At 73.0% G+C, this 11731-nt stretch carries 10 protein-coding genes; 8 read left to right on the top strand and 2 right to left on the bottom strand.

The features are described from left to right. Positions 1–376 precede the first annotated feature (376 nt). The gene (locus LPU61_RS25180) at positions 377–574 is read left to right on the top strand and encodes a hypothetical protein (protein ID WP_229406355.1); all 198 of its coding nucleotides are present in this window, start codon (positions 377–379) and stop codon (positions 572–574) included. 97 nt (positions 575–671) lie between these two features. Here the strand turns inward: LPU61_RS25180 and LPU61_RS25175 are convergent, their stop codons facing one another. Next, positions 672–3398 carry a hypothetical protein gene (locus LPU61_RS25175; RefSeq protein ID WP_229406354.1) on the bottom strand — a complete coding sequence of 909 codons (2727 nt, stop codon included), beginning with the start codon at positions 3396–3398 and terminating at the stop codon, positions 672–674. Positions 3399–3520: 122 nt separating this feature from the next. Further along, positions 3521–5002: a S8 family peptidase gene (locus LPU61_RS25170; protein ID WP_229406353.1), complete on the bottom strand. Its 1482-nt coding sequence runs from the start codon at positions 5000–5002 to the stop codon at positions 3521–3523. Positions 5003–5344: 342 nt separating this feature from the next. Here LPU61_RS25170 and LPU61_RS25165 point away from each other — a divergent pair, with 342 nt between their 5' ends. From LPU61_RS25165 to LPU61_RS25135, 7 genes are read left to right on the top strand one after another with little or no spacing between them, the layout of a single operon-like run. Further along, complete coding sequence (locus tag LPU61_RS25165) at positions 5345–5686, top strand: DUF4286 family protein (protein ID WP_229406352.1); 342 nt, start codon at positions 5345–5347, stop codon at positions 5684–5686. After that, entirely contained in the window at positions 5683–6966 is a 1284-nt protein-coding gene (locus LPU61_RS25160; protein WP_229406351.1) for a sedoheptulose 7-phosphate cyclase, read from the top strand. Before LPU61_RS25165 ends, LPU61_RS25160 begins: the two co-directional genes overlap by 4 nt. Next, positions 6963–8084 carry a sugar phosphate nucleotidyltransferase gene (locus LPU61_RS25155; RefSeq protein WP_229406350.1) on the top strand — a complete coding sequence of 374 codons (1122 nt, stop codon included), beginning with the start codon at positions 6963–6965 and terminating at the stop codon, positions 8082–8084. Before LPU61_RS25160 ends, LPU61_RS25155 begins: the two co-directional genes overlap by 4 nt. Then, positions 8081–9148, top strand: coding sequence for an ROK family protein (locus LPU61_RS25150; protein WP_229406349.1), 1068 nt, complete (start codon positions 8081–8083; stop codon positions 9146–9148). The genes LPU61_RS25155 and LPU61_RS25150 overlap by 4 nt, the downstream gene beginning before the upstream one ends. Beyond that, positions 9126–10022, top strand: coding sequence for a sugar nucleotide-binding protein (locus LPU61_RS25145; protein ID WP_229406348.1), 897 nt, complete (start codon positions 9126–9128; stop codon positions 10020–10022). Before LPU61_RS25150 ends, LPU61_RS25145 begins: the two co-directional genes overlap by 23 nt. Next, positions 10019–10594 (top strand): NUDIX hydrolase, encoded by a 576-nt coding sequence (locus LPU61_RS25140; RefSeq protein ID WP_229406347.1) that lies wholly within the window; start codon positions 10019–10021, stop codon positions 10592–10594. The genes LPU61_RS25145 and LPU61_RS25140 overlap by 4 nt, the downstream gene beginning before the upstream one ends. Beyond that, entirely contained in the window at positions 10591–11655 is a 1065-nt protein-coding gene (locus LPU61_RS25135; protein ID WP_229406346.1) for a VOC family protein, read from the top strand. Before LPU61_RS25140 ends, LPU61_RS25135 begins: the two co-directional genes overlap by 4 nt. Positions 11656–11731 lie beyond the last annotated feature (76 nt).

Raw genomic sequence — 11731 nt, 5'->3', positions numbered from 1 at the left:
AAAGCCTGCCATGTGCTCCGTCGCCCTTCAAACACCGACAGGGGTGGATCATGTCGGCTCGACGGTGCTGCCCCGGTTGGTCGTGTGGCCCACGGCACGACCCGACCGGCTCAGCTGGGTGACTGTCGGGTACCGCCGCCCACGGCCGCCGACGGGCGTCCTCGTCGGCTCGCCAGGACCGTCGGTGCCTTACGTGCAGGGGCAAGCTTTAATAGATGAATACGACCAGTCGTTCCGCCCGTTCGGGGTGAACGACACCAGGACAAGCAAGCCGCTCGCTTGACCGGGGCTGCGCATACTGTAGGTATTGATCTGCCTACGGGCTGCCACCGGGTCCGTGGTCGCCCGATGGACGGAGGCTGACGTGCGTTGGCTCATGATCCTCATCATCGTGTTGGTAGCTGTGGCAGCCGTCTGGCTGTGGCGTCGTTCCCGGCGGGCATCGATCGACGCCTCCGGCCAACTGCTCGATCAGCAGGCGTCGACCGAAGCCCGGAGAAGGCTTGACGAGCATCGCAACCGAAGCGACGGCAGCGGCACCGGCAGCGGTGGGGTTGGTGGCTGGAGCCTGTGAGCCGAGGCGGCGGTCGGTCCGTCATCGTGCACACAACGACAGGGTGGTCAGGGCCGCCGGGCCGGCGTCGTCGCCGGCCCGGTGATCCGCCGACGCCTCACGTGCAGGGGCGCGCCCCCAGGTAGGTGCTGCCGTCACCGCTGGCGCCCTCCGGGTCGAGGGCGTAGACGTGGAGCTGGGTGCCGGGTGTGCACCCGGAGAGCGTGAACCGGAAGCCGTGCACTCCGCTGATGCCGAAGTACGCGTTCACGTCCGGCCGGTTGGTCGCGGTCGGGAAGTCGCCCAGGTACGTTCCCACGCCCGCCGGCCCGCCCCGGTAGACGGCCACCGTCGAGGAGATCCCCGGCTGGTCCGGGTCGACGGCCCAGCCCTCCACGGTGGAGCCGGTGAGCAGCTCGAAGTTGCCGCGCGGGGGCGTAGTCCAGCGGAACACCCGGGTGTCGCCCGCGTTGAACGGCAGGTTCGCCAGCTGCGCGCAGCTTCGGCACAGCTCGACGTCGCTGGGGTACAGGGCGGTCTCGTACACCCGGGGCATGGCCTGCGGCAGCCGGACGGTCCTCGCGCCCGTGGTGCCGGCGTGCACCATCAGCGTGTTACCGGCGGCCTCCACGACGTCGCCGGCCGGCGCGAAGTGGTGCACGCCCGCGTCCTCGCTGATCCTGCGCAGGGCGGCCAGGGGCAGCTTGGGCGCGGCGGCGTACACCGACGTCCAGCTTCCGCCCGCGACGGGGATGGACTTGCGGGCCAGGGAGACCCCGCCCGCCTGGTACGTGCCGAGCGTCGTCGCGCCCGCGTCGGTGACGGTGAACCACGGCGTGAGCGGGTACGCCGGCCCGCCGCTCTGCCCGACGAACGAGTAGTTCTGCCCCAGGTTGGGGGTGCCGGTGCCCTTGGCGACCGTGATGCCGGTGAGCGCGGTCATCGAGGCGGTGGAGGCGGCCTGGTCTCCCTGCACGTAACCGGCGGCATACAGCGACAGCACGGTGCGGCCGGGGGTCTTCAGTCTGGTGTCGATCGCCGAGCGCACCGTCGGGGAGACCGCGTAGGCGTTGGGCAGGACGGCGAGCTTGATCGCGCTCAGGTCGAGGTTGCCCTTGGTCAGGTCGCTGAGCAGGTAGTGCCGCACGGGGGTGCCCAGCCGGGTCAGGTCGTCCACCAGGTTGGACAGCTGGTCGCTGGCGAAGGCGTACGAGTTCTCCCCGGCGGGGGTCAGGGCGGGCTGGTAGCTGGCCGACACGTCGTCGACGAACACCGCGACCTGCGGCTGGTAGGCGTTCGCCCCGCCGTGCTGGATCTTGTCGGCGGCCCGGAACACCGACTGGAGGTTCGCCCACAGGGCCTCCGAGTCGCCGGTGCGCGCCGGGTCGCCGAACCAGCCGACCCCCTGCAGGTCGAGGAAGTGGAGGGCCCGGCCGCCGATGGCGGCGGTGGTCAGGTTGCGGCGCAGCAGGCGGATGCTGTCCCACAGGTTCGTGGCGGTCTGGAACGGGATGGGCTGGCAGTTCGTCGGCGCGCAGGCCAGCAGCGTACGCGTGTCGTCCTCGTCCAGCCACAGCTTGTTGGCCAGCCGCATGGTGTCCGGCGGCCCCTGCTGGACGAAGCCGTTGCCGAGGCTGCGGCTGTCGCCGTACGAGTGGGGCACGCCGATGATGTCCACGGACGGGCTGTCGACCAGCGTCGCCAGGTCGTTGCTCCCGCTGATGCCCAGCTCGGTGCGCAGGCCGTAGAGGTAGCCGTAGAAGACGGCGGTGAGGATGCGGTTGCCGGTGGCCTGCTTGGCCCTGGCCAGCAGACGGGTGATGGCGGCGACGTTGCGTGACGACAGGTACTGGTTGTATTTGGCGGCCCGCAGCGAGTTGAGGTCGGCCGGGTCCAGCACGGTGCCGCGCGCCGCCCCCGAGGTCGGCGGCGACTGGCCGGGGACGGCGTTGTTGCGTTCGGTGGGGGTGGCCGACCGGCAGCCCGGGACCAGGCTCGCCGGCAGGGCGCTCCAGGCGCAGAAGCCGGCCTCGGCGCTGGCGGAGTAGTCGTCCAGGTAGAACGCGTGCCGTCCGCGTGGGCCGGGTTGGGCGCCGGAGTCGTTGGTCCAGGGGTAGAGCTGGCAGACCCGCACGCCGTCGGTGCCGGTGGCGCACAGGTTCGGGCTGCCCCAGTCCAGCATCCTGCTGGTGGTGTCGTCGTAGCCGTACGGTCGGTAGAACCACTCGCCGCCGTTCTCGTAGGCGATCAGCACCGCCATGACCCGGCCGGGATACTGGGCGTCCATCCGCGTCAGCACCCGGCTGATCTGCTGTTCCTGGTAGGCCAGCCACGCCTCGCTGAACGTCCACGGGTGGCCCGCGCCGCCGGTGTCGTCGCGGACGTTGCCCTGGAGGTCCTTCATCCGCATGGGCTCGGCGCCGGGCGGCGCGTCCTGCAGGTACATGCGGACCATCAGGTACGGCCGGGGGTTGAGCTGGTTGAGCCGCCCGGCCAACTGGTCGATGAACGCGTCGCTGGTGTTGTTGAGGTGCACCTGGAGCATGGGTGCGACGTTCATCTCCGGCGCGGCCGTGTTCGCGGCGGCCAACTGGGCCTGGTAGTTGAAGTACGACCAGTCGTTCTGCCCGATCGGGGCGCTCTGCGTGTTGAGCGCCATGAAGAACGGCGTGGTCGTCCGGCAGCCGCCGCCCTGGTCGCACAGCTGGATCACCTTGCGGCCGTTGCGGTTGACGATCGTCGACTGCGGCCCGGACCAGCCGTCGGCGTGGGCGTACGTGGTGGGCAGGACCGGGGTGAACGGCAGCACGATGAGCGCGGCCAGAACGGCGAGCAGTCGTCTCATGCGTCCTCCCGACGCGGTGCGGGCAGGTGGGACGGGCAGGTGGGGACGGGCGGGGCGCGGCCACGGGACCGGGTCGCGCCCCGCCCGTCAGCCGGTGGGGCGGGCGCAGTGGCGGGCGACGGTCAGAGGAGCAGGTATCCCTGCGGCCCCTCGACGATCTGCCCCTCGCAGTTGGCCGCCGTCGAGTCGAAGTGCTCCCCGCTGCCGCGCACGAGGCAGCGGTAGATGATCTGGTGGGCGGCGGCCGGCGGCGAGTCGTAGGCGTAGCCGATCACCCCGAGGAACGTCCTCCCCTCGCAGTTGGCGGCTGCGGAGGTGAACCTGTCGCTGCCCACCTGGCACTGGTAGAGGGCGTGCGTGCCGGCGACGGCGCTGGTGTGCACCTTGCCGAGGGGGCCCTCGGCAAGGTAGCTGCCGCCGGGGTGGGTGGTGGAGCTGACGTGGTCCCCGGCCCCGTAGTACCGGGTGAGCGTGGCGGTGCCGGGGGAGGGCGGCGCGGAGCCGGTGTACAGCAGGCGGTTCGGCGAGCCCGTGCCCGGGTTGCTGATCTTGCCGGGGGTCGAGGCGTCGAAGAGGGCGCTGGCGACCTGGGCCGGGGCCAGGCCGGGGTTGCCGGCGAGGACCAGCGCGGCGGCGCCCGCGACGTGCGGGGTGGCCATCGAGGTGCCGCTGAGCGTGGCGGTGGCGGTGTCGCTGCCGTTGGACGCCGAGACGATGCCGTCGCCGGGGGCGAAGATGTCGGTGCAGGTGCCCCAGTTCGAGAACGACGCGCGGGCGTCGGCCGTGGTACTGGCGTTGACGGTGATCGCCTCGGCGACCCGGGCGGGGGAGTAGTTGCACGCGTCGAGGTTGCTGTTGCCGGAGGCGATGGCGTAGACGATGCCGTCGGCGATGGAGTTGCGCACGGCGTCCTCGAGGGCGCCCTGCGCGCCGCTGGCGCCGAGGCTCATGTTGGCCACGGCGGGCACGCCGGCGGCGTGGTGGCCGGTCACCCAGTCGACGCCGGCGGTGACGCCGGCCAGGGTGCCGCTGCCGCCGCAGTTCAGCACCTTGACCGCGACCAGGGAGACGCCCTTGGCCACGCCGTACTGGGAGCCGCCGATGGTGCCCGCGACGTGGGTGCCGTGGCCGTTGGTGGAGCAGTCCGAGTCGAGGCCGTCGCCGGTGGTGTTGGTGCCCCAGGTAGCCCTGCCGCCGAAGGTGGTGTGGGTGGTCCGGATGCCGGTGTCGATCACGTACGCGCGCACGGTGGACGCCGTCGTCGGGTACGAGTAGCTGCCGTCCAGCGGCAGGTCGCGCTGGTCGATCCGGTCCAGGCCCCACGACGGCGGGCTGGGCTGGGTGTCCAGCGCCCGCACGGTGCGGTTCTGCTGGACGTACGACACGCCGGACTCGGCCGCCAGGCGTCGTGCCGCGGCGCGGCTCATCGTGCCGGCGAAACCGTGCAGCGCGTGCTCGTAGGTGTGTTCCACCCCGACGTCGTACTTCGCGGCCAGCCGTCCGGTCAGGGCGGCGACGCCCGCGCGATTGTCGGCGCCGACCCGGTCGTCGAACACGACGAGGTAACTGCCGTCGATGGCACCCGGATCTCCGGTTCCTCGCACCTGTCCCGCAGCAGTTGCCGGAGATGCGATTCCCATTGCCAGGATGGTTGTCGCTGCCGCGAACGCGGCGAGGCCGACCGCATTCGGTCGACGCACTCGGGAATGATCCATGGTCGTGCATGATTCAGCACCAATAGCCAGGTGTCAATATTTTAGAATGACTTTGCTGGTCAGGTGTAGGAACCCGATGCGCTGACGGTGTCGGCTAGATCCTTTTCGCAGGGCATTGCCGGGTGGGATTCGATCGGTTATGGTCCATGTCTGCATTGATGGATATTGCCGTCGATCTCGGCGATCCGGGCCACGTAGCCGCCATCCTCGTCGTAGCTGGAGTAATGCGCGATGGCCGTCAACAATCGTCACCTGTTGCTGATCCACACCAGTCCGTTCCATGGTTGTGAGAACGAGTTCAACCACTGGTACGACCACGTTCATCTCGCCGAGGTTCTCGCCGTACCCGGTTTCGTCGGGGCGCGGCGTTTCGTCGCCCCGCAGGCCGCGGGCGAACGCCGGCGGTACGTCGCGATCTACGAGGTCGAAACCGACGACATCGTCGCCACCATGGAGCGGTTCGAGAAGGCCCGACCAGCGATGTCGACCACGCCGGCCCTCGACCCGTCCAGCGTCACCATCGAGCTGCTGACCCCAGTGACTCCGCTGGTGACACCAGGACAACCGCAGTGACGACGGAGGACGGACTCATCGAATCGACGACACCGGTATCCGAAGGGCAGCCCGCCACCGGCAACGGGCTGTCGACCCTGGGCCACGACGGGGACCCGAGGTGGCGGGTCGACGCCTCGCAGGCGGTGAGCTACGAGGTGCGCCTCTGCCGAGGGCTGCTCGACCCGGCCTCCGACCTGATGGTGACCGCCGCCAGCGCGGGGGACGGCCCCGGCCCACGCCGCCGCCTGGTCGTGCTGGACTCCCAGGTCGACGTCCTGTTCGGCGAACGCATCAGGGCGTACCTGGAGGCGCACCGGGTGACCTACGAGTTCTGCGTCGTCGAGGCCGACGAGCGCCGCAAGACGATGACGTCGGTGTTCCGCGTGGTGTCGGCCATGGACGCGTTCGGCGTGGCCCGCCGCCGCGAGCCCGTCATCGCGGTGGGCGGGGGAGTGCTCACCGACATCGTCGGGCTCGCCGCCAGCCTCTACCGCCGCTCGACGCCGTACGTGCGGGTGCCGACCACCCTCATCGGCATGGTGGACGCCGGGATCGGCTCGAAGACCGGCGTGAACTTCAGCGACCACAAGAACCGGCTCGGCACGTACCACCCCTCTGCGACCACCCTGATCGACCCGGGCTTCCTGGTCACGCTGCCCGTGCGGCACCTGCGCAACGGGCTCGCCGAGGTGCTCAAGATGGCGCTGATCAAGGACCGCCGCCTGTTCGAGCTCCTCGCCGTCCACGGCGCCCGCATCATCGCCGAGCGGATGCAGTCCGCCGGCAGCGCCGACGGCGGCGCGGCGGCACTGGCCGTGATCCGCCTCGCCATCGGCGGCATGCTGCAGGAGTTGCAGCCGAACCTCTGGGAACACCAGCTCGAACGGGTCGTCGACTACGGGCACTCGTTCTCGCCGGTGATCGAGATGCGGGCGCTGCCGGAGCTGCTGCACGGCGAGGCCGTCGCCGTGGACATGGCGCTGTCGCTCGTGCTCGCCCACCACCGGGGCCTGCTCTCCGCCGAGGACCTGAGCCGCGCGCGCCTGGTCATGGGCGAACTCGGCCTGCCGACCTGGCACCCGGTCTGCTCCACCGAACTGCTCACCGAGGCGTTGGCCGACACCGTGCGCCACCGCGACGGCCGGCAGCTCATCCCCCTCACGGCCGGCATCGGCCAGGCCCGCTTCGTCGACGACGTGACCCCCGCGGAACTGGCCGCGGCCCTGGCCGGACTGGAACCCAACTGGACGTCGATGGCGGCGGCCCCGTCCGCGCCGACGCCGGGGAGCAACGGATGAACGGCGTCCGCGCGGTGCTGCTGGCCGGTGGCCGGGGGGAGCGGATGGGCCCGCTGGGCGCCGGCCGGCTCAAGCCGCTGATCCCGTTCGGCGGGACGAGCCGGCTCATCGACTTCAGCCTGCGCAACGCCTGCGACTCCGGCCTCGACGAGGTGCTGCTGCTGTCGCAGTACGAGGAACGCATGCTGATGGACGACCTGCACCGGGTCTGGAACCGGACGCCGGGGTTCCGCGCCCACTTCGGGCCCTACGACGAGGCGTACCGCAGCGCCCCGCCCGGGACCGTCCCCGGCGCGCTGCCGGAGCGGACCTGGCCCGCCGAGCGGGGCACCGCCGACGCCCTGATCAGCAAGGAACGCTGGGTCTTCGGCGGCGCGCCCCGCGACGTCCTGGTGCTGCACGCCGACCACGTCTACCGCTTCGACTACCGGGACATGCTGCGGGAGCACCGGGCGTCGAAGGCCGCGCTGACGGTCGCGTACCAGCGGATCGAACGCCGCTTCGTGCACCTGTTCGGCATGGTCGAGTTCGACGACGCCGGCCGCCTCACCGCGTTCGTCGAGAAGCCCGCCGAGCCCACGAGCGACCTGGTGTTCGCGGCGTTCTGCCTGTTCGACGCCCGGATCCTGCGCCGCTACCTGGAACAGCTCGCCGGCACCGCCTGGCAGCACGACATCAGCCGCGACGTGATCCCCGCCATGCTGGCCGGCGGGGAGCTCATCCGCGGCCACCGGGTGCCCGGCTACTGGGAGGACATCGGCACCGTCGACCGCTACCACCTGGCGCACCGCTCGCTGCTGCGTCGGCCGCCGTCGATCCCCCTCGCCGACCTGCCCGCCACGGTGCGGCCGGAGGTCGCGCGGCGGATGGTCGACGAAGCGCCGGGGATCCGCCGCTCGCTCGTCCCGGCCGACCTGGTCAACCACGGCGAGATCACGCACAGCGTCGTCTACCCCGGGGCCCGGGTGGGCGCGGGCGCGGTGGTGCACGACAGCGTGCTGCTGCCGGGGGCGGCGGTGGCGGCCGGTGCCCGGATCGACGGGGCGATCGTCCTGGAGGACGGCACCGTCGCGCAGTGCGCCGCCGGAGGCGACGCCGTCGCCGAGGCCCACCGATGACCGACCGGGACGACACGTTCGTCGTCGCCGACATCGGCGGGACGACCCTGCGAATCGGGCACGTGACGGCGGGCGACCCCGTCGTCCGGGGGGTGCGCCGCGTCGCCACCGACGGGTTGGCCCGCCACCCCGGCGCCCCCGTGGCCGAGCTGCAGCAGCGGGTCCTGGGCCAGCTCGCCACGGAACTCGCCGCGTACCTCGTCAGGTCGGAGGCCGCCGGGAGCCGGGCGGTGGGCCTGTCGTTCGCCGGGCCGACCACCGCCGACGGCGTCGCCCTCGCCGCCCCGACCATCTGGGGCGAGGGCGGCGGCTCCGTGGCGCTGAACGCCCACCTCGGCGCGCGGCTCGGGGTCCCGGTGCTGACCGTCAACGACATCACCGCGGCGGCGTGGCGCTACGCCCACGCCGGGAACGACGCCTTCTGCCTGTTCACCGTCAGCTCGGGCGTCGGCAGCAAGGTCTTCCGCCGGGGCGAGGTGCTCGTCGACGACGCCGGCTTCGGCGGCGAACTCGGCCACTGGCGGGTCGACTGGAGCGGCACCGCCCCGCCGTGCGACTGCGGCGGGCGCGGACACCTCGGCGGCATCGCCTCCGGACGCGGCATCCTGCGGGCCGTGCGGGCCGCCGCCCGGCAGCGGCCCGGCGAGTTCGGCGTCTCGGGGCTGGCGGCGTCGTCGGCGGGTCGCCCGGAGGGCATCACGAACGAGGCCGTCGCCCTCGCGGTGCGGGGCGGGGACAGCTTCGCCGTCGACGTCCTGCGCGCCGCGCTCCGGCCGCTCGCCCTGGCGGTCGCGAGCGTCTTCTCCTCCATCGGCATCCGCCGGTACATCTTCATCGGCGGCTTCGCGGTGGCCGTGGGGCAGCCGTTCGTCGACATCCTCGGCGACGAGCTCACCGAACTGGGCTGCTTCGGCCTGACCCCGACCCAGGTGCGCGCGATGCTCACGCTGGGCGCGGCCGACGACGACCACAGCCTGATCGGTGTCGGCCGCCTGCTCGCCGCGGCCGGCGCGGATTCCCGACTCGCAGCGGAGGCCGCGCATGCGTACGTTGATCGTCGGTAGCGGGTTCGTCGGCAGGGCGGTGGCCGACCGGCTCGCCCGCGCGGGCGAGCGACCCGTCCTCGCGTCCCGACGCCCGCCGCAGCACGCGCCGGCCCCGTGGACCCCGCTGGACGTGACGGACCCGGCCTCCTGCGCCCGCGTGCTCGCCGACACCGCCGCCGAGCAGGTCGTGCTGGTCCACGGGCCGTCCGACGTGACCTGGTGCGACCGGCACCCGGACGAGGCGATGGCCGGCCACGAGACGGCGGCCCGCAACATGCGCGCCGCCGCCGGTGACCGCCGCCTGGTGCTCATCTCGACCGACAACGTCTTCGACGGCAGCCGGCCCGACTGTGCCGAGGCGACGCCGACGGCCCCGCCGAACGCCTACGGCCGGGCCAAGCTCGCCGCGGAACAGGTGTTCGCCGGGCACGCCGCCGCCACCGTGCTGCGGGTCAGCCTCGTCTACGGCTGGGAGTCGGCGGACAGCGTCAAGTGGCTCAACTTCTTCGCGGCCTGCGCGCACCGCCTGCTCGCCGGGGAGCCGGTGGCCGTCCCCCACGACCAGTGGACCACCCCGGTGCTGGTCGACGACGTCGCCGCGGTGACGGCCGCGGTGCTGGCCGCCCGCGACGTCCCGCTGCTGCACCTCGGCGGACCGGACCGGATCTCGCGCGCCGACTGGGCGCTGCTCATCGCGGCGGAACTCGGCGTCGACCCGGGGCTCGTCGTCGCCGAGCCGCGCGCCGCCGGACGCTACGCGGGACGGCCGGAGAACACCTGCCTGACCAGCACCCTGCTGTCCCGGCTACCCGCCACCGCCGGCGTGCCCGTCCGGGGCGTCCGCGAGGCAGCCCGGCTGTTGGTCGCCGCCGGCGTACGGGCGGCGCGGTGAGCGCCGCGAACGGCCCGGTGGGTGCCGCGAACGGCCCGGTGACCCGCCGGATCACCGGCCGCACCGTCTACCGCAACGCCTGGATGACCGTGCGCGAGGACGCCGTGGAACGCCCCGACGGGTCCCGTGGCGTCTACGGCGTGGTCGACAAGCCGGACTTCGCCCTCGTCGTCCCCGCCGAGCCGGGCGGATTCCACCTCGTCGAGCAGTACCGCTACCCGGTCGGCGGCCGGTACTGGGAGTTCCCGCAGGGCTCGTGGTCCGAACCGGCCGGCGGGCGCGGCGCCGAGGAACTGGCCGCCGCCGAACTGCGCGAGGAGACCGGCCTGACCGCCGGCACCATGCGCCACCTCGGCCGCGTCCACGTGGCCTACGGCTACGCCAGCCAGGGCTGCCACATCTTCCTCGCCACCGACCTGGTCGCCGGGCCGCCCGCGCGGGAGGCCAGCGAGAGCGACCTGGTGCACCGGTTCGTGACCCACGCCGAGCTGCGGCAGCTCGTCGCCGACGGCAGCTTCACCGACGCCGTCTCCCTGGCGGCGCTCACCCTGCTCGACGGGAGATACCGATGACCGGCCCCGGCATACCCGGCGCGCAGCGCGTCGACCACGTGGCGCTCACGGTCGCCGACCTCGACGCGGCCACCGCGTTCGCCGTCGACGTCCTCGGCGGTGAGGTCGTCTACCGCCTGCCGCCGCTGGCCCGCACCGACGACTGGATGAGCGAACACCTCGACGTGCCGCCCCGGGCCACGGCGGAGATCGCGTTGATCCGCCTCGGCCCCACCACCAACCTCGAACTCTTCCAGTACGCCGTGGCCGGGCAGGTCACCGCGCCGCCGCAGCGCCACGACCCCGGCCACCAGCACCTCGGCTTCCTCGTGGCCGACGTCGCCGAGGCCACCGCCGCCGTCGGTCGGCTCAGCGGACTCACCCCGCAGGACCCCGGCCCGGCCGCCGGGGGGCGGTCACCGCTCGCCGGGGCGTGCCGCGCCCGCTTCCGTACGCCGTGGGGTCTGGCGTTCGAGCTGCGGTCGCCGCCGGAGCCCGCGCCGCACGGGCCACCCGCCCCGGCGGCCCGGCACCGCCCGGACGGGCCCTGGACCAACCGGGGCGCCCGCCCGCCCGGTCCGCCGCCGATCACCGGGCTGCGCGGGGTGGACCATATCGGCTACACCGTCGCCGACCTGGACGAGGCGCTCACCGTGTTCGCCGACGTGCTCGGCGGCGAGCTGCTGCACCGGGGCGTCGAAACCGACCCCGACGGTCCGGTGGAGGTCGCCACCCTGCGGATGGGCCCCACCGACAACGTGGAGCTGCGGACCTTCGCCCACACCGACCGGGCCGCCCCGCCGCCGCGCAACTGCGACGTCGGCGGCCGGCACCTCGCCATCCACGTCCGCGACGTCGACGCCGCCGCGCGCCACCTCGCAGCCCGTCCCGGGTTCACCGTCCTGGGCGCGCCCGAGACCATCGACGACGGGCCGATCGCCGGCGACCGGTGGGTCTACGTGCGCAGCCCGATCGGCCTGCACGTCGAGGTCGTCCGGATGCCCGACGGCGCGCTGCCCTACGAGCGGACCACGGCGGCCCGGCGGGCACCGGCCGGCGCCCTGAGCTGGACGGACCGGTGACCCGCGCCACCGGGGTCGACGCCGCGCGCCCACGCCGGGGCACCGGCGTCGGGGGCCCGCCGACCGGCCCGACCTT

Origin of the sequence: Micromonospora sp. NBRC 110038 (assembly GCF_020884815.1) — a bacterium.
GTDB lineage: Bacteria > Actinomycetota > Actinomycetes > Mycobacteriales > Micromonosporaceae > Micromonospora > Micromonospora haikouensis.
This window is presented reverse-complemented; position numbering and strand designations above follow the sequence as displayed.

Bases quoted from the DNA above. Each gene is read 5' to 3' on its own strand.
- LPU61_RS25150 (WP_229406349.1), top strand. From the start codon at position 8,081: ATGACCGACCGGGACGACACGTTCGTCGTCGCCGACATCGGCGGGACG.
- LPU61_RS25155 (WP_229406350.1), top strand. From the start codon at position 6,963: ATGAACGGCGTCCGCGCGGTGCTGCTGGCCGGTGGCCGGGGGGAGCGG.
- LPU61_RS25145 (WP_229406348.1), top strand. From the start codon at position 9,126: ATGCGTACGTTGATCGTCGGTAGCGGGTTCGTCGGCAGGGCGGTGGCC.
- LPU61_RS25135 (WP_229406346.1), top strand. From the start codon at position 10,591: ATGACCGGCCCCGGCATACCCGGCGCGCAGCGCGTCGACCACGTGGCG.
- LPU61_RS25180 (WP_229406355.1), top strand. From the start codon at position 377: ATGATCCTCATCATCGTGTTGGTAGCTGTGGCAGCCGTCTGGCTGTGG.
- LPU61_RS25165 (WP_229406352.1), top strand. From the start codon at position 5,345: ATGGCCGTCAACAATCGTCACCTGTTGCTGATCCACACCAGTCCGTTC.
- LPU61_RS25175 (WP_229406354.1), bottom strand. From the start codon at position 3,398: ATGAGACGACTGCTCGCCGTTCTGGCCGCGCTCATCGTGCTGCCGTTC.